The following is an 18,483-nucleotide window of genomic DNA, read 5'->3' on the forward strand; positions in this document are numbered from 1 at the left end:
TTCTACAATCTGATGCATGATCGCCAATATACGGGATTCATTTCATCGGAGGATCAAGGGAATATTAAAGGACCTTCGTGCTTCCTTCGCTCTCCTGTTGACACCTGTGGAAGCAAGATTCGCTGTTTCCCTGATTGGTTAAATGGGTAGAGAAGGTGTACTCTGTGGGGGCGTGTGGGTCCTTATTGACTTAACGTTTCAGACAGTGGAGGATGATTGGATGCGTAATATCTCTGATATTATCGAACGATATCTGAAGAGTATTTTGCATGAAAGTCCCGAAGGAATGGTTGAAATTCAGCGTAATGATCTGGCAGATCAATTCTCATGTGTACCTTCCCAGATCAATTATGTCATCAGCACACGTTTTACACTCGAGAAGGGATACCTGGTAGAGAGTAAACGCGGCGGTGGTGGTTATGTTCGCATACAGCGCATTGAATTACCGGCCCAATCAGCTCTGCATAATCATTTGCACCATAGTATTGGTGAAGAGATCGGGCAGACAGCTGCCGAAGGTCTGATCTATCAATTGGAAGAAGCGCGCTTCTTGAGCAAGCGGGAAGCCGGGTTGATGCGAGCTGCTGTATCTAGAGAGGTTATATTGGTCAAACTTCCTTACCGGGATCAAATTCGTGCCAGAATGTTGAAGGCGATGTTAATATCTTTGCTCGGTAAATGAAAACTATCGGGGTCAAAGGAGGTACATCAATATGCTGTGCCAAGAATGCAATAAACGTCCGGCGACACTTCATTTTACGAAGATCGTAAATGGAGAGAAGACGGAATTCCATATTTGTGAGTCATGTGCCCGTGAAAAAGGGGAAATGATCCCTGGAACAGCAGGTGGGTTTTCCATTCACAACTTGTTGTCCGGATTGCTTGATTTTGATCCAGCCGGCAAAAGTGGATCGGCAGGAACACCACCTGCAAAAGCTCTTCAATGTGAAGAGTGTGGTATGACGTACGCACAATTTAGTAAGATAGGCCGGTTCGGCTGCAGTTCATGTTATAAATATTTTGACAGTCGTCTGGATCCTTTGTTCAAGCGGGTTCATGGTAATACGTCCCATGTAGGCAAAGTACCTGCACGAGCTGGTGGTCGCATCAAGGTGAAACGGCAAATCGCTGATCTGAAGCGTGAGCTCCAAGAGAGCATCGCGCAAGAGGAATTTGAAGAGGCGGCCCAGATCCGTGACCAGATCAGAGGACTTGAAAAAGGAATAGCTCAGGAGTAAAGTTTGTCATGAGTAGGAGGGATGCGTAATGCCTAATCTGCGCTTTACAGAGAAGGCGCTCAGCGACTGGATGCGCAGTGATGCGGCTGATTCCGAAATTGTCATTAGCAGCCGTGTCCGGATTGCACGCAACCTTCAGCATGTTCCGTTTCCGATGCTGGCTTCCAATGAGCAATCGGAAGAGGTGCTGAATAAGCTGAGCGAAGTACTTCAATACGATGACGTTCATGCCTTTGGGGATTTTCATACGTTGGATCTGATCGATATTGACGAACTCGACAAACGGGTGCTGGTGGAGAAACATCTCATCAGTCCAAGTCTTGCGAATGAATCCAGGAATGGTGCGGTTATTCTCAGTGAGGATGAGTCAGTCAGTATTATGATTAACGAAGAGGATCATCTTCGTATCCAGTGCCTCTATCCGGGGTTCCAGGTGAAAGAAGCCTGGGAGAAAGCTTCCGCAATAGATGATGCTTTTGAAGCGCACGTGGATTATGCTTTTGATGATCGCAGAGGATACTTAACCAGCTGTCCTACTAATGTAGGTACAGGTGTTAGAGCATCGGTTATGATGCACTTGCCTGCCCTGGTGATGACACAACAGATAGGCCGTATTCTAACCGCAGTTTCCCAAGTGGGATTGACGGTAAGAGGAATATACGGTGAAGGTAGCGAGGCGATGGGTAACCTGTTCCAGATCTCGAACCAGATTACATTGGGACAGACCGAACAGGAAGTCATTGAGAACCTGCATGGTGTTGTGTTACAGATGATTGGTCATGAACGTACAGCCAGAGAACGGTTAATTACCGACTCCAGACTGCGGATTACGGATCGTGTCATGCGTTCTTATGGCATATTGTCTCATGCAGCTATTGTTGATTCCAAGGAAGCTGCACAGCGCTTATCGGATGTACGCCTTGGCGTGGATCTCGGATTGTTGGATGGACTGTCCATCACGGTAATGAATGAGTTGAATGTGATGACACAGCCGGGATTTTTGCAGAAAACATTCGGGGAAGATATGCGCACAGATGAGCGTGACATATACCGTGCTCAGTTGATTCGTGATACGATCAATGCAGCGAAGCAGTCCTAGTTTAGCCTGATATAGTATTGAATTATGGTTTCATGCCGCATTGCGGCTTTTATATAATAAGGCATGTACAAATGCCGAATGACTTTATTCGCAGCACGGCTGCAAACAAAAATGATATGAAGAATACGACGGTTATTTCATTACATGACCTCGTTTTATCCAAAACCATGGAGGTGCAGGAGATATGATGTTTGGAAGATTTACGGAACGGGCCCAAAAGGTGCTCGCACTCGCGCAGGAAGAAGCTGTCCGTCTCGGTCATAATAACATCGGTACTGAGCATATTTTGCTCGGCCTCATTCGTGAAGGCGAAGGCATCGCAGCCAAAGCACTGATCGGCCTGGGACTCGGATTGGAAAAAATTCAGGATGAAGTAGAAACGCTAATTGGCCGTGGCCAAGAGCAACCTACCAACATTGCATATACGCCACGTGCGAAAAAAGTAATTGAACTGTCTATGGATGAAGCTCGTAAATTGGGCCACACTTATGTAGGCACAGAGCATATCCTGCTCGGATTGATTCGTGAAGGCGAGGGTGTTGCAGCACGTGTGCTCAATAACCTAGGAATTAGCCTGAACAAAGCACGTCAACAAGTGCTGCAATTGCTTGGCAGCAGTGAAGCTGTATCCAGCCATAATGGCACACCTGCCAATGTAAGCACACCAACGCTGGACAGTCTGGCACGTGACCTCACGGCATACGCCAGAGAGAATAACCTTGACCCGGTTATTGGACGTAGCAAAGAAATTGAACGTGTCATCCAGGTGCTCAGCCGTCGTACGAAGAACAACCCGGTATTGATCGGTGAGCCAGGTGTAGGTAAAACAGCGATTGCTGAAGGCCTTGCACAAAAAATCATTGCAAATGAGATTCCGGAAACATTGCGCGACAAACGGGTAATGACCCTGGATATGGGTTCAGTAGTCGCTGGAACCAAATATCGTGGTGAGTTTGAAGATCGTCTGAAAAAAATCATGGATGAGATTCGCCAAGCAGGTAACATTGTCCTGTTTATCGACGAATTGCATACCTTGATTGGCGCAGGCGGGGCTGAAGGTGCCATCGATGCTTCTAACATTTTGAAACCGGCTCTGGCTCGTGGAGAATTGCAATGTATCGGTGCGACAACACTGGATGAATATCGTAAATACATCGAGAAGGATGCAGCGCTTGAGCGTCGTTTCCAACCGATTACTGTAGATCAGCCTTCTCCAGAAGAAGCGATTCAAATCTTGCACGGCTTGCGTGACCGTTATGAGGCGCATCACCGCGTGAAAATTACGGACGAAGCAATTGTGCAGGCCGTTAAACTGTCTGACCGTTACATTACAGACCGTTTCCTGCCAGATAAAGCGATTGACCTGATTGATGAAGCGGGTTCCAAAGTAAGATTGAACTCTTACACGATCCCACCAAACCTGAAACAACTGGAAAGCCGTCTGGAAGATATCCGTAAGGAAAAAGACGCTGCAGTTCAAAGTCAGGAGTTCGAAAAAGCAGCAGCTCTGCGTGATACGGAACAAAAAATCCGTGAAGAGCTGGATGTAACGAAGAACCAGTGGAAAGAGAAACAAGGTCGCACCGATTCCGAGGTTACTCCTGAGGATATCGCACAAGTGGTAGCCAGCTGGACAGGAATCCCTGTGAACCAACTGAAAGAAGAAGAGACACAGCGTCTGATGAATCTGGAGTCTATTCTACATGAACGTGTCATCGGTCAGGATGAGGCAGTGAAGTCTGTCAGCCGTGCGGTTCGTCGTGCTCGTGCGGGACTTAAAGATCCAAAACGTCCGATGGGTTCATTCATTTTCCTCGGCCCTACAGGGGTAGGTAAAACAGAACTTGCTCGTGCTCTGGCTGAAGCGATGTTCGGCGATGAAAATGCAGTAATCCGGATTGATATGTCCGAGTATGGTGAGAAGCACTCGACTTCCCGACTTGTCGGAGCGCCTCCAGGATATGTTGGGTACGAAGAAGGTGGCCAGCTGACAGAGAAAGTTCGTCGCAAACCATATTCCGTAGTCCTGCTCGATGAAATCGAGAAAGCACATCCAGAAGTATTCAATATCTTGTTACAAGTGCTTGAGGATGGTCGTCTGACGGATTCCAAAGGTCGCGTCGTTGACTTCCGCAATACGCTGATCATTCTAACATCCAACGTGGGTGCCGAAGCGATCAAACGTAACTCTACACTGGGCTTCACTGCAGTTGTAGATGCAGGAGCAGATTATGACAACATGAAGGGGAAAGTGATGGATGAGCTGAAGAAAAGCTTCCGTCCAGAGTTCCTTAACCGGATTGATGAAATTATCGTGTTCCACTCACTTGAAGAAAAACACATCGCTGAAATTGTTACGCTTATGAGTGAAGAACTTCGTAAACGACTGCTCGAACATGAGGTCGATTTCGAACTCACTGATAATGCCAAGTCGTTCCTTGCGAAGTCAGGCTTTGATCCAGCTTACGGTGCGCGTCCGCTTCGTCGGGCAATCCAGAAGCATATCGAGGACAAATTGTCCGAAGAGTTGCTCACAGGTAACGTAACCAAAGGGGATTCATTGCTCATCGACGAAGAGAACGGTGCACTGTCTGTTACGAAAAAAGACGTGGTCGTTCCGTCCAATGAGGAAATCGAAACTAAATAATATTTAGCAAGCTTTGGAGTTAAACTTCAGCTTGTATTGATCCATAATCCTTAATCAAATCCTTCCCGGCTTCGGCCGGGGAGGATTTTTTGCACTTTGGACAGAAGACGGACATGATTATGTCAGGAACATGTGTAAAGTTTGCAATAATCCTTTACGAAAAATCTCAAACAATGGTAAACTTTTAGTAACCCTGCACGTCAGGGAGTTTGGGTGAAATTCGTCGAATAATGCAAAATGCTGTTATAAAATTAAATTATAGGAGTGCTGAAGTGGCCAAAGTTAAAACCAAGTTTCAATGTACGGAATGCGGCTATGAAGCCCCCAAGTGGTACGGTAAGTGTCCGGGTTGTCAGTCATGGAATTCAATGGTGGAAGAAACAGAGACGGTGGTCAAAACACAAGGGAGAAATTCTCCTCTGTTTGACAGTAAAGATAAACCGCTTCCTATCATAGATATAGATAGCGGTCAGGAACCGCGTGTACAGACTGGAATCGGAGAGTTGAACCGGGTATTGGGTGGCGGAATCGTTCCGGGTTCACTCGTTCTGGTGGGCGGAGATCCGGGTATTGGTAAATCAACGTTGATGTTGCAGACGTCTCATGCTTTGACGCATTCGGGTTTGCGTGTGTTATATGTTTCCGGTGAGGAATCAGTCAAGCAAACCAAATTGCGGGCCGACCGTCTTGGGGCACTCTCTGCCGAGTTGTATGTACTGTGTGAAACGAATATGGAACGTGTAGAGGAAGCGGTGGATCAGATCCAGCCGCATTTTCTTGTCATCGACTCCATTCAGACGGTATATCTTCCCGAAGTTACCAGTGCGCCGGGTAGTGTAGCACAGGTAAGGGAATGTACGTCAAGGTTCATGCGGATTGCCAAAGGCAGAGGCATTGCAACGGTTCTTGTGGGGCATGTTACCAAAGAAGGTGCCATTGCCGGTCCACGTATGTTAGAACATATGGTGGATTGCGTGCTTTATTTTGAAGGAGAACGGCATCATACGTATCGCCTGCTGCGTGCGGTGAAGAACCGTTTTGGTTCCACCAATGAGATTGGCATTTTTGAAATGGGTGAGGATGGACTTCGTGAGGTGGGCAATCCGTCCGAACTCTTTTTGTCGGAACGTCCACTGGGTGTAGCAGGTTCAACGGTAGTTGCCAGTATGGAGGGGACACGTCCTCTGCTCGTGGAATTACAGGCGTTGATCTCAACCACCCATTTCCCTTCTCCCCGCCGTATGGCAACAGGGGTAGATCTGCATCGATTAAATCTGATCATTGCAGTGCTGGAGAAACGGATGGGGATGTTTTTACAGACCCAGGATGCATACTTAAATGTAGCTGGTGGAGTACGGTTGGATGAGCCCGCTGTAGACTTGGCGGTTGCTGTCAGCATTGCATCCAGTTTGAGAGATGTACCGACCAAGCCAGACGACGTCATCTTTGGCGAGATCGGTCTGACAGGTGAAGTTCGAGCCGTATCACGGGCCGAACAACGAGTGAAGGAAGCCGCAAAGCTGGGCTTCAAACGAGTCATTTTACCAGAAAAAAGCTTAAAGGGCTGGAAACATCCTCGCGGGATACAACTGATCGGTGTGAATACCGTGGCAGATGCACTAGCGGTTGCTTTAGATTAGGGGGCATAACAAGATGAAAGATATGAGCCAACTGGATAATATGAATGAGTTGTTAAGGCTGATCGCACCAGGTACACCTTTCCGCGAAGGTCTGGAAAATGTGCTGCGCGCCAAGACGGGCGCACTGCTTGTTGTAGGATACAGCCCTGAAGTAATGGAAGTGGTGGATGGGGGATTCTCGATTAACTGTGATTTCTCCCCAAACTATCTGTACGAACTCGCCAAGATGGATGGAGCCATTATTCTTAGCGAGGATTTGAAGCGTATTCTTTACGCCAATACCCAGTTAATCCCGGATTCATCTATCTCTTCATCAGAGACGGGGATTCGTCACCGGACGGCAGAGCGTGTAGCAAAGCAAACGGGTAAATTGGTGGTATCCATATCACAGCGCCGGAATATCATTACCTTGTATCAGGGAACACTTCGTTATTCCCTCAAGGAAATCGGGGTTATTCTGACCAAAGCGAATCAAGCGATCCAAACCCTGGAGAAATACAAAGCGGTATTAACACAGTCCCTTACGAATCTGAGTGCTTCGGAATTTGAGGAATTAGTAACGATTCCTGAAGTGGTTAATGTGATTCAGCGTACCGAAATGGTGATGCGGATCAAAACGGAAATCCAACGGTACATTCATGAACTCGGGAATGAGGGACGACTCATTTCCATGCAAATGGAAGAACTTGTGGGTACAACGGAAGAAGAAGCCTGGTTATTGTATAAAGACTATGCCCGTGACGACAGTGATGACAAAATCCGTGAAATTATCGTGGGACTGAAAAGATTGTCGGACGATGAGTTGCTGGATGCACATCATATTGTCCGTCTTCTCGGCTATCCATCATCAGCGGCTACTTCTGAGGATTCGGTTGCCCCTCGTGGATTCCGGGTATTAAATAAGATCCCCCGCCTGCCCAATGTTATTATCCATAATCTGGTGGATCAATTCGAACAATTGCCTCATGTTATTATGGCTACAATTGAAGAACTGGACGAAGTGGACGGTATTGGTGAAGTTCGTGCCCGGACCATTAAGGAAGGCCTCAAACGTTTGCAGGAGCAAATGTTTATCGACAGACAGATGTAAGGGTTTGCCTATATAAAGGCTTGAAATGGATGAGGTGAAACAACGATGCTAACCAGATTCATTCCGAATCTCTTTACCCTGGGTAATCTGTTTCTTGGAATGATGGCAATTTTGCTTGCGATTGATGGAAATTACAGTTTGGCTGCCATTATGGTCATTGTAGCGATGCTGCTGGATGGTTTGGATGGCCGAGTGGCACGTGCACTCAATGCTCAAAGTGAATTCGGTAAGGAACTGGATTCCTTGTCTGACATGGTTTCCTTTGGTGCAGCACCAGCCCTGATCATATTTATGGTGTCGTTTCAAGATTCGATGCCGATCCTCGCCTGGATCGCAACAGCGGCTTTTCCGATTTGTGGAGCCATTCGTCTTGCTCGATTTAATGTTCGTCCGGGAATTCCCGGGTACTTCACAGGTCTGCCGATACCGGCAGCCGGCGGGGTACTGGCCACACTGTCCTTGTTCAATAAGGATATTGGCCCGGTTAGCATGATGATTGCTACGTTGCTGTTATCGTATCTGATGGTGAGTTCGCTTAAATATCCCAATTTCAAAAAGGTCGGTTTGCCACGCAAGGCAATCTGGATTGCACCATGGGTTGTGTTATTTGCCATAGCTGTAGCCGTTATTTTCCCAGAGCAGTTATCCAAATTGATCTTTATTCCGCTGGTGTTATACGCCTTGTATGGAATGAAGCATAATGTGCGAACAGCGGCCTCGCGTAGTCGGGCGAAAAAGCGCAAGGATGAGAAATCTTCCCGTCCTTCCGATCGTTAAGTCGCCTTGGGGACAGACACTATACAAAGAAAGCACGTACTCTCCTGAACTGGAGAATGCGTGCTTTTTGTTTATTCAGATCTATTTACGGTAAAAGAAACCCTTACGGACGACATACATATCTTCTTACGACAGATTAAACATCCCTAACGTTGAACACTTCTGTGATTCGTGATTTACGACCTCTTCCATGTTAATGTCCAGCAGATTGCAGAGAGCCGACATGTAGAACAGGTTACGCCCTAGCTCAGAGCTGATGACCTCTCTGCAGTTCTCACACAACTCACCTTCCACATGCGTTTCCAGCAGGCCCTTGGTTTGAGCGATATCGCTCTCCGGGGCATATTTCTGCTTGGTGGCGTGCAGCTCGATGCAGCCGCATTCGGTAATGGCTTTGGACACGGCACGGTTAACAGACGCTCCGGCTTGTCCCGTTTTGGACAGTACATCAATCAGGCTGCGATGACGCAACAACAGTTCAGAAACTTGATCCTGGAAAGCCTGTAAACTTAGCGTACTCATTTTGCCACTCACCTCGGGATATGAATTGAATTCATTATATGCCAATAATTTACCTACTTTCAACTGACGATTGCAACATTTCCAAAAAGTTCTTCCAGATGGGATTAGCAATCTAGGAATTGGATCATACTGGATATAAAGTTCGAGATACATTGAAGGAGGTGCAGGGACTAATGTGGAAAAAAGGCATTTTAACTTTTACAGGATTGTGCGGTGCATGGTTCGGCTACACGGCATATCATCTGGCAGGAAAATCGGTCCCATGGATGGCGGAGTGGATTCAGTCAGCAGGATTACTGGGAGCTGGTATATCGACGCTGCTGGGAGCTGTAATGTTTATGGCTGTATGTAATATTGGTGGAACATTGATGGCAGATAGGCTGCATAGTGGAATTGACTCATTGGCAAAAGTACCTATGAACGAATTGGCTGCAGGTGCCGCAGGTACCGTTGCAGGATTGCTGGTGGCCTTGTTGCTCTACCCTGTTGTGGGATGGATGGGGACGGCAGGAGAAGTGCTGCAAGTAGCGCTGACGGTGATTAGTGCTTATTGCGGTTATACCCTTGCCATGGCGAAGAAAGACGATCTGGGGGCCTTCTGGATGTCTGGACGATGGGGTCATCCCGAGGTGGACGAGGATAGACGGATGGAAGAACATAAAATTCTGGATACCAGTGTTATTATCGATGGGCGTATCGCTGATATATGCAAAACCGGATTTATTGAAGGCACGATCGTAATTCCGGAATTTGTTCTGGAGGAGTTACAGCATATTGCTGATTCATCGGATCTGCTCAAGCGGAACAGAGGACGGCGTGGACTGGACATTTTGAACAAAATCCAGAAGGAACTCGATGTAAAAGTCCTGATCTACGAGGGGGATTTCGAGGAAATCTCCGAGGTGGACAGCAAACTGGTTAAACTGGCTAAAGTGCTTCAGGGCAAAGTGGTCACCAATGACTTTAACCTGAACAAAGTGTGCGAACTCCAGGGTGTATCTGTGTTGAACATTAATGATCTCGCCAATGCGGTTAAGCCGGTTGTTCTGCCAGGTGAGGAGATCATGGTGCAGATCATCAAGGATGGCAAGGAGCATGGTCAAGGTGTAGCCTATCTGGATGATGGCACAATGATCGTTGTGGAGGGCGGACGCGAGTATATCGGCATGATGATGGAAGTGCTGGTGACCAGTGTGTTGCAGACTTCAGCCGGACGAATGATTTTTGCCAAGCCGAAACTGTTGGAAAAAGCCCAATAAAGCGGTATGATGGGTAGTGTATCGTTGAATGATATTGTATATCTTTGGACGATAAACTGACAGACAAGGCAGGGATTGCGGCATGGATAAAGGGTGGGGCGTTGTCATTGTGGCAGCAGGTCGCGGAACCCGGATGGGGACGACCGAGAGCAAACAGTTTCTGTTGCTGCAGGACAAGCCCGTTTTCATACATACGCTTGAGGTATTTGCTGTGCTGGACGAGATCCGCGAGATGGTGCTGGTCACAGGAACCGCAGATGTTGAACGCTGCCAGGATTGGGTAAAAGAATACCAACTGGATTCACGTGTCCGTGTTATCCCCGGAGGGAAAGAGAGACAACATTCTGTCCATAAAGGTCTTGAGGCACTTGGGACGGATTGGGTTCTCGTTCACGACGGGGTACGTCCTTTTGTGAACCATGAGCAGATCAAGGGATGCATGGCGGCCGCCATAGCCGGTGGTGGAGCAGCTGTACTGGCGGTTCCCGTGAAGGATACGATCAAACAAGTGAATGCGGAAGGAGTCGTTACGGCGACGCCAGACCGCAGCAGTCTGTGGAGCATTCAAACCCCGCAGGCTTTTCGTCTTTCTTCCCTGCTCTCCGCCTACGAATCAGCTGAGCAGGACGGATTTCTGGGAACAGATGATGCCATGCTGGCTGAACGTCAGGGAATGTCGGTCAAGGTTGTGGAAGGCAATTATACCAATATCAAATTAACAACGCCGGAAGATTTGAAATATGCTGCGTTTTTGCTGGGGGGAGAGAAGAAGCGATGATACGTGTAGGACAGGGATTTGATGTACATCAGCTGGTAGAGGGACGCCCGTGTATTATTGGCGGAGTAACGATTCCTTATGAAAAAGGTCTGCTGGGTCACTCGGACGCAGACGTGCTGTTGCACGCGATCAGTGATGCCATTTTGGGTGCACTGGCACTTGGGGATATTGGAAAGCACTTCCCGGATACCGATCCGGAATTCAAAGATGCCGACAGCCTGAAATTGCTGGAGCATGTATGGCAGCTTGTGAAGGATCGCGGGTATAAGCTAGGGAATATCGATTCAACGATTATTGCCCAGAAGCCAAAGATGGCTCCTTATATCCCACAGATGGCTGAGGTTATTGCCAAGGCACTGGAAGCGGATGTAACGCAGGTGAACGTGAAAGCAACAACGACAGAGCAACTGGGATTCCCGGGACGGGGAGAGGGCATTGCCGCTCAATCCGTTGTTTGCCTTGTACGTGTGTGATATCATCAATCAATTAGTGACGGAGGGGATCATATGAGCACGGATATTCGTGTGCGTTACGCGCCGAGCCCAACGGGACACCTGCATATCGGGAATGCCCGTACGGCGTTGTTTAACTATTTATATGCCAAACATAATAACGGTAAATTCATTATTCGTATTGAAGATACGGACGTGAAACGGAATATTGCCGGTGGTGAAGAAAGCCAACTGAAATACCTGAAATGGCTCGGAATTGAGTGGGACGAAAGTATTGACGTGGGTGGAGAATACGGACCATACCGTCAAACGGAACGTCTGGACCTCTATCGTAAATATACGCAGGAATTGCTGGATAAAGGTCTGGCTTACCGTTGCTTCTGCACGGAAGAAGAATTGGAGCAAGAGCGCGAGGAACAGTCAGCACGTGGAGAAACACCGCGTTATTCTGGCAAACACCGTGACCTGACTCCAGAGCAAATTAGTGCGTTTGAAGCGGAAGGCCGCGTAGCGAGTATTCGTTTCCGTGTGCCGGAAGAGCGCACATATACGTTTGATGATATGGTTAAAGGCACAATCTCGTTCAACAGCAAGGAATCCGGTGACTTCGTCATTGTGAAAAAAGACGGCATTCCCACATACAACTATGCCGTTGCTGTGGATGATCACTTGATGAAGATCTCCCACGTCCTGCGTGGGGAAGATCACATCTCGAACACGCCGCGTCAACTGATGATCTATGAAGCGCTTGGCTGGGAGCCACCGCAATTCGGTCATATGACGTTGATCGTGAATGAAAATCACAAGAAGCTGAGTAAACGGGATGAGTCCGTTATCCAGTTTATTGAGCAGTATGATCAGCTCGGCTATTTGCCTGAAGCGATGTTTAACTTTATTTCCTTACTCGGCTGGTCGCCGGAAGGGGAAGAAGAGATCTTCTCGCAAGAGCAACTGATCTCCATTTTTGATACGAAACGTCTGTCCAAGAGCCCTGCGGTATTTGATACCCACAAGCTGGCGCACTTGAACAACCACTATATCAAACATGCTGACCCGGAACGTATTGCCGAAATGGCCATTCCGCATCTGCAAAAGGCTGGACGTATTTCTTCCGAGCTGTCTGCTGAACAAAAAGAATGGGCTTATACTCTGGTACACCTGTACCAAGAGCAGATGAATTCTGCCTCCGATATTGTCGAATTGTCGGAAGTATTCTTCCGTTCCAATCTGGAGCTTGAAAGTGAAGGAGAAGCAGTGCTTGCGGAGGAGCAGGTGCCAACTGTACTGAAGGCATTTGCGGATAAAGTACAGGCGAGCGAAGAGTTTACTCCAAGCAAAATGGCTGCATTGATCAAGGAAGTACAGAAAGAAACCGGCTTTAAGGGCAAACAGCTCTTTATGCCAATTCGTGTAGCCTTGACTGGACAGACGCATGGACGGGATCTGAACCAAACGATCGTGCTTCTGGGTCGTGATACGGTGATCGAACGTTTGCTTGCACAAGTAAAATAATCTTAGTCGAAGACATTCCGTTTATTTGGAATCTGAACACAGTCCTACGATGGATAGATTACGTAGGAGGCTGTTGTCAGTCTGAGGCCTTTTCGCTATAATAACAACACAACGAATAATTGATATGATTTATCTAATAGAACAGCAAAGATCGGGAGGAGTAGACTGACCCGTACAGATTCAGAGAGGATGGTCCCGTAGCAAAGAGAGATTTCTTTGGATGCGGTGGCTGTGAACCATCCACTGTCCATCAGTCGAAATGCGCCCGTGAGCTGCACAGCCGAATCCGGCCCCGCCTTTGTCGATCATGACATGGGAAAACGTTAGGATAGGTTGTGACGATTGGTTTCCGTTACCAAACCGCTTGAGGGCTCATTCTATTTAAGAATGGACCGAGCAGAGTGGGACCGCGATAAACGCCTCTGCAGCTAAATGCTGCAGGGGCGTTTTTTTGTTTAGGCGAGTGTGCAGTACACTACCAAGGAACGCGCCGTCCGGTAAGCCGGAGGACGGGAACCTGAACAAGAGGGGAACGAGCATGTTCAAGAAGATCAGATCAGATATCCAGGCGGTGTTTGAAAACGATCCGGCGGCCCGAGGTTGGTTTGAGGTGGTATTTACCTACTCAGGGCTGCATGCGATATGGGCACACCGGATGGCTCATTTTTTATACAAGCGAAGATGGTTCTCGGTTGCCCGGTTCATTTCGCAGGTTAGCCGTTTTATGACAGGAATCGAGATACATCCTGGAGCTACGATCGGAAATCGGTTGTTTATTGACCATGGAATGGGCGTCGTTATTGGAGAAACATGTGAGATTGGCGATGATGTTGTTATCTATCAGGGGGTTACCTTGGGCGGAACAGGGAAAGAAAAAGGAAAGAGACATCCGACCATTGGTAATAATGTGGTTATCTCATCCGGAGCCAAGGTGCTGGGTTCATTTAGCGTGGGGGATCAATGTAACATTGGTGCGAACTCCGTTGTGCTTAAGGAGGTCCCTTCCAATAGTACCGTGGTAGGTATACCGGGCAGAATTGTTAAACAGGATGGCCGACGGGTAGATCGCCTCAGTCAGCAATTGCCCGATCCGGTCGTTGACTCCTTGCGCAGTATGCAAAAAGAACTCGAACGATTGCAGAAAGAAGTACGTACACTGCAGAATGCCCGTGAAAATGAGACTGTGCGTGATACGTGATACAATAAATAAAGGCAGTATAGGATGAAAGGATAAGTGACCATGACGCTTCAGATTTATAATACGATGAGTCGTACCAAAGAGAAATTTGTTCCCCAAGAGCCAGGGAAAGTGAAAATGTATGTCTGCGGACCAACGGTATATGACTACATTCATATCGGGAATGCACGCCCGGTTATCTTTTTCGACACGGTTCGAGGATACCTGGAACAGACAGGACATGATGTGAACTATGTGGTGAACTTCACGGATGTGGACGATAAGTTGATTCGCAAAGCAGAACAACTTGGAACAGACGTTCCTCACGTGGCTGAGAAATTTATTGCTGCCTATTATGAAGACATTGAGGGATTGGGTATTCCCAAGGCAAGCAGCAATCCGAGAGTAACGGAAAACATGCCGCTGATCATTGACTTTATCCGTGAGTTGGTTGAAAAAGGATTTGCGTATGAAAATGGCGGTGACGTCTATTATCGTACAGGCAAATTCAGCGAATATGGCAAACTTTCAAAACAAAACCTGCAGGAGCTGCAATTTGGAATCCGTGTGGGTGTGGACGAGCGCAAAGAGCATCCCGAAGATTTTGTGCTCTGGAAGGCTGCCAAACCAGGTGAGATCTATTGGTCCAGTCCTTGGGGCGATGGTCGACCAGGCTGGCATATTGAGTGCTCCGCCATGGCTAGGGAGTACCTTGGGGATACACTGGACATTCACGGGGGTGGACAGGATTTGCAGTTCCCGCACCATGAGTGCGAATGCGCCCAATCCGAGGTATTAACAGGTAAACCACTTGCGAACTACTGGATGCATAATGGATTCATCCGGATTGATAACGAGAAGATGTCGAAATCACTCGGTAATGGTGTTCTGGTTAAAGACTTGCGGAATCAATATAAACGCGAAGCGATTCGTTATTTCATGTTGTCTACCCACTATCGCAACCCATTAAACTTTACGGATGATACGATGGAGCAGGCACAGAACAGTGTGGACCGGATTGCAAATGCGGTAGGTAACCTGAATCATCGTCTGAATGCGGTGACTGTAGATCAGGATATCACAGTAGAGTTTGCGGCAAGACTCGACCAAATTCGTCAGCAGTATCACGAAAAGATGCAGGATGATTTCAATACTCCTGATGCGATCACTGCGATGTTTGAGTGGGCAGGTGAAGCCAACCAACTGTTGCAGCAAGAAGTAGTTAATGCGGCAGACATTCGCGCGCTCCTCGAGTTGTTCAGTGAATTGAATGCTGTGCTGCGCATCTATACTGACGCAGAGCCAGAACTTCTGGATGAGGAAGTAGAACGTCTGATTGAAGAGCGTGTAGAAGCGCGCAAGTCCAAAAACTGGGCAAGAGCGGATGAAATTCGCGATGAATTGTCTGCACGTGGCATTCTGCTTGAAGATACGGCGCAGGGCATGAGATGGCGGCGCAAATGAGCGAAGGACATCCAAATACACCAAAACAACAGGAGCAGGTCACAGAGGGAGGGTGGTTCCCTTATCCTCCTTCCAGACCTGCGAGGTTGATTCCACCTATTGCACTGGCCTATATTGGTGATGCGGTATATGAGGTAGCTGTTCGTCAATATCTGTTGTCGAAGGCCAACATGCGTCCCAATCATTTGCACCGTAGTGCAACCGGGTTGGTATCAGCGAAGGCACAGAGCCGCATACTTACAACGATTGAGGATGAACTGTCAGAGGAAGAACGGGATATCGTCCGGCAAGGGCGGAATGCCAAATCGGGTAGTGTACCCAAAAATGCAGATGTATTGGAGTACAGACATGCTACGGCTTTTGAATGTCTCATTGGTTACCTCTATAGCAGTGGTCATCATGATCGCATGATTGAACTGATCGGGCTTGGCATTGAGCACGCGGAACAACAATCGCCATCGCCGACAAAAAAATAGAAATTTCAACAAAACAATGCATTACAGAGAGGATCGAACAACGATGGAAGAAGAATGGATCGCCGGTAAACACTCCGTGACGGAGGCGCTGCGTTCAGGCCGGACCATTAATAAAATATGGATTGCCGATACAGCACAGAAACATCTGACTCAACCTATTATCTCGGAAGCTAAAAAACTAGGTATTGTCATTCAACACGTGGACAAGCGTAAGCTGGATCAAACGGTACCAGGCATTCAGCATCAGGGGGTAGTTGCTCAAGCAGCACCTTACGCTTATGTGGAGGTAGAAGACATTCTTGCCGCAGCAAAAGCGAAGAATGAGCATCCTTTCCTGATTCTGCTGGATGAGATTGAAGATCCTCATAACCTGGGGTCCATTTTGCGGACAGCAGATTGCACGGGTGCGCATGGCGTCATTGTACCCAAACGTCGCTCGGCAGCGGTAACCGTGACAGTATCCAAAACATCAGCAGGCGCTGTGGAGTACGTGCCAGTGGCTCGGGTAAGTAATCTTGGACAGACCATCGATCGCCTCAAAGAGGAAGGTGTATGGGTTGTAGGGACAGATGTCACCGCTCACGAAGGTGTCTTTGGTAATGGAGTCTTTACTGGCCCTGTGGCATTGGTAATCGGAAATGAGAACAAGGGGATGGGACGACTTATTCGTGAGAAATGCGATGTGCTTATCAAATTACCAATGCAAGGTCAGATTAATTCCCTGAATGCTTCCGTGGCAGCGGGGGTTGTCATGTACGAAGTGCTCCGCTCGCGTCAAGCGCAGGAATAGAAGGTATGGCTGATTCCCGTGATGTGCTTCTTGTAGACGGGTACAACATGATTGGCGACTGGCCGGAATTAACCAAACTGGCGGAAAGTGGGCTCGAAGAGGCACGTAACAGGCTTCTCTTTCGTCTTGCAGACTACCAGGCTTTCTCCGGCCGTCGAGTCATTGTTGTGTTTGACGCCTACCTCGTGCCTGGACTCGGTAAATCCTTTACTCAGAGCAAAGTGCAGATCTATTTTACAAAGGAAAAAGAGACGGCAGACGAATGCATTGAAAGACTCGTTCGGGAACTAAGCATGCGAAGACGCCAAATCTATGTGGCTACGAGCGATATGGTAGAGCAACATGTCATTTTTGGACAGGGAGCGCTACGCGTATCTGCAAGGGAGTTGCTAATTGAAGTTGAGCAGAACGAAAAAGAATTAAAAAAACGACTGGAAGAAGATCAGGCGAAGACCACGCGTAACACACTCGGGGGTAAGTTAAGTCCCGATGTATTAAAAGAGTTTGAGCGATGGCGCCGGGAATAACAGCACGTTTTTACAAAATTTAGAATATTGAAACTCTTGACATTTATGTTATTGATGTTCTTTTTTAGGCAGAGCGTGGTTGACGGTGTGAGGTACCATCATATATACTGATCCTATATTTCATAGAGTAGAGTAACGGGGTACCTTGCGTTGCAGCCGGAGGGATTGTCTGTGAGTGTCGACCTCAAAGATATCATGTTATCTAAGTATGATTACCAAAGTGACGAAGACATTGTCGAAGCTTTCCGTGAAGGCGAAAGCGAAGCGTTAGAGTTTCTAATTAACAAATATCGTAACTTTGTACGCGCCAAGGCAAGATCTTATTTTCTGATTGGGGCAGACCGGGAAGATATTATTCAAGAAGGAATGATTGGCCTCTACAAATCCATTCGAGATTTCAAAGGGGACAAGCTGGCTTCGTTCAAGGCTTTTGCCGAACTGTGTATTACAAGACAGATCATCACGGCGATTAAGACAGCAACACGTCAGAAGCATATTCCGCTTAATTCTTATGTATCTCTGGACAAGCCTATTTATGACGAAGAGTCTGATCGTACGTTACTCGATGTGATTTGTGGAACCCAGGTCAGTGATCCGGAAGAACTTATCATCAATCAGGAAGAGTTTGTGGGCCTGGAAGATAAAATGTCCGAGATTCTGAGTGATCTGGAACGTAAAGTATTGATGTTGTATCTGGACGGGAGATCTTATCAAGAGATTGCAGTAGATTTGGACAGACATGTGAAGTCCATTGATAATGCACTTCAGCGCGTCAAGCGCAAACTTGAAAAGTACCTGGAAGTTCGAGATAATTAAACACATGTTGTCGTTGACGGAAAAGGCTCGGTGTTTGAGTCTTTTTTTAGTGTCTCAAGTTTATAAAATCTAAGAATGTTTATACTAGTAATCGCTCGGTCCAAGCAGGAGAAGAGAAAAACAGAGATGAGAAACGAATGTACGTTGTACGGAAGTAATACCCAATGAATGAAAGACTATTCTTTCATTGACATGGTTATACCCTTGTGATAAAGTGTT

Annotated in this window: 18 protein-coding genes; 17 read left to right on the forward strand and 1 reads right to left on the reverse strand. The window is 47.5% G+C overall.

Features of this window, described 5'->3' with window-relative positions:
• The first annotated feature begins 220 nt into the window (after positions 1 to 220).
• The 7 genes from MHB71_RS28505 (at position 221) to pssA (ending at position 8,491) form a co-directional block, all read left to right on the forward strand.
• Positions 221 to 682, forward strand: coding sequence for a CtsR family transcriptional regulator (locus MHB71_RS28505; protein WP_036607135.1), 462 nt, complete (start codon positions 221 to 223; stop codon positions 680 to 682).
• 31 nt (positions 683 to 713) lie between these two features.
• Positions 714 to 1,238, forward strand: a complete 525-nt coding sequence (locus MHB71_RS28510; RefSeq protein ID WP_036607138.1) for a UvrB/UvrC motif-containing protein — start codon at positions 714 to 716, stop codon at positions 1,236 to 1,238.
• Positions 1,239 to 1,266: 28 nt separating this feature from the next.
• Positions 1,267 to 2,337, forward strand: a complete 1,071-nt coding sequence (locus tag MHB71_RS28515; RefSeq protein WP_036607140.1) for a protein arginine kinase — start codon at positions 1,267 to 1,269, stop codon at positions 2,335 to 2,337.
• A gap of 184 nt (positions 2,338 to 2,521) precedes the next feature.
• A complete protein-coding gene (locus MHB71_RS28520; protein ID WP_036607223.1) occupies positions 2,522 to 4,984 on the forward strand; it encodes an ATP-dependent Clp protease ATP-binding subunit in 2,463 nt (820 codons plus the stop codon).
• Between the two features lie 272 nt (positions 4,985 to 5,256).
• On the forward strand, positions 5,257 to 6,624 hold the full coding sequence (gene radA, locus MHB71_RS28525) for a DNA repair protein RadA (RefSeq protein ID WP_036671578.1): 1,368 nt from the start codon (positions 5,257 to 5,259) through the stop codon (positions 6,622 to 6,624).
• Positions 6,625 to 6,637: 13 nt separating this feature from the next.
• Entirely contained in the window at positions 6,638 to 7,714 is a 1,077-nt protein-coding gene (gene disA, locus MHB71_RS28530; RefSeq protein WP_036607144.1) for a DNA integrity scanning diadenylate cyclase DisA, read from the forward strand.
• A 45-nt stretch (positions 7,715 to 7,759) separates the two neighbouring features.
• Positions 7,760 to 8,491 carry a CDP-diacylglycerol--serine O-phosphatidyltransferase gene (gene pssA / locus MHB71_RS28535; RefSeq protein ID WP_017692048.1) on the forward strand — a complete coding sequence of 244 codons (732 nt, stop codon included), beginning with the start codon at positions 7,760 to 7,762 and terminating at the stop codon, positions 8,489 to 8,491.
• 126 nt (positions 8,492 to 8,617) lie between these two features.
• On the opposite strand, the gene MHB71_RS28540 is transcribed toward pssA, so the two are convergent.
• Positions 8,618 to 9,013: a hypothetical protein gene (locus MHB71_RS28540; RefSeq protein ID WP_017692049.1), complete on the reverse strand. Its 396-nt coding sequence runs from the start codon at positions 9,011 to 9,013 to the stop codon at positions 8,618 to 8,620.
• A 173-nt stretch (positions 9,014 to 9,186) separates the two neighbouring features.
• Between MHB71_RS28540 and MHB71_RS28545 the strand changes: the two genes are divergently transcribed.
• The 10 genes from MHB71_RS28545 to sigH all read left to right on the forward strand — a co-directional run bounded on the left by MHB71_RS28545 (position 9,187) and on the right by sigH (position 18,264).
• Positions 9,187 to 10,272, forward strand: coding sequence for a PIN/TRAM domain-containing protein (locus MHB71_RS28545; RefSeq protein WP_100528521.1), 1,086 nt, complete (start codon positions 9,187 to 9,189; stop codon positions 10,270 to 10,272).
• Positions 10,273 to 10,354: 82 nt separating this feature from the next.
• The gene (gene ispD, locus MHB71_RS28550; RefSeq protein WP_076320294.1) at positions 10,355 to 11,050 is read left to right on the forward strand and encodes a 2-C-methyl-D-erythritol 4-phosphate cytidylyltransferase; all 696 of its coding nucleotides are present in this window, start codon (positions 10,355 to 10,357) and stop codon (positions 11,048 to 11,050) included.
• Positions 11,047 to 11,523 carry a 2-C-methyl-D-erythritol 2,4-cyclodiphosphate synthase gene (ispF, locus tag MHB71_RS28555; RefSeq protein WP_017692052.1) on the forward strand — a complete coding sequence of 159 codons (477 nt, stop codon included), beginning with the start codon at positions 11,047 to 11,049 and terminating at the stop codon, positions 11,521 to 11,523. Before ispD ends, ispF begins: the two co-directional genes overlap by 4 nt.
• A gap of 33 nt (positions 11,524 to 11,556) precedes the next feature.
• Positions 11,557 to 13,014, forward strand: coding sequence for a glutamate--tRNA ligase (gene gltX / locus MHB71_RS28560; protein WP_036607153.1), 1,458 nt, complete (start codon positions 11,557 to 11,559; stop codon positions 13,012 to 13,014).
• Between the two features lie 538 nt (positions 13,015 to 13,552).
• The gene (gene cysE, locus MHB71_RS28565) at positions 13,553 to 14,212 is read left to right on the forward strand and encodes a serine O-acetyltransferase (RefSeq protein ID WP_221825254.1); all 660 of its coding nucleotides are present in this window, start codon (positions 13,553 to 13,555) and stop codon (positions 14,210 to 14,212) included.
• Between the two features lie 42 nt (positions 14,213 to 14,254).
• The gene (gene cysS / locus MHB71_RS28570; RefSeq protein ID WP_340028284.1) at positions 14,255 to 15,655 is read left to right on the forward strand and encodes a cysteine--tRNA ligase; all 1,401 of its coding nucleotides are present in this window, start codon (positions 14,255 to 14,257) and stop codon (positions 15,653 to 15,655) included.
• Entirely contained in the window at positions 15,652 to 16,131 is a 480-nt protein-coding gene (locus MHB71_RS28575; protein WP_307415964.1) for a ribonuclease III domain-containing protein, read from the forward strand. The genes cysS and MHB71_RS28575 overlap by 4 nt, the downstream gene beginning before the upstream one ends.
• Before the next feature lie 43 nt (positions 16,132 to 16,174).
• Entirely contained in the window at positions 16,175 to 16,921 is a 747-nt protein-coding gene (gene rlmB / locus MHB71_RS28580; RefSeq protein ID WP_017692057.1) for a 23S rRNA (guanosine(2251)-2'-O)-methyltransferase RlmB, read from the forward strand.
• Between the two features lie 5 nt (positions 16,922 to 16,926).
• Complete coding sequence (locus tag MHB71_RS28585; RefSeq protein WP_036607162.1) at positions 16,927 to 17,448, forward strand: NYN domain-containing protein; 522 nt, start codon at positions 16,927 to 16,929, stop codon at positions 17,446 to 17,448.
• A 171-nt stretch (positions 17,449 to 17,619) separates the two neighbouring features.
• The gene (gene sigH / locus MHB71_RS28590; RefSeq protein ID WP_017692059.1) at positions 17,620 to 18,264 is read left to right on the forward strand and encodes an RNA polymerase sporulation sigma factor SigH; all 645 of its coding nucleotides are present in this window, start codon (positions 17,620 to 17,622) and stop codon (positions 18,262 to 18,264) included.
• Positions 18,265 to 18,483: the final 219 nt, after the last annotated feature.

Origin of the sequence: Paenibacillus sp. FSL H7-0940 (assembly GCF_037979415.1) — a bacterium.
GTDB lineage: Bacteria > Bacillota > Bacilli > Paenibacillales > Paenibacillaceae > Paenibacillus > Paenibacillus amylolyticus.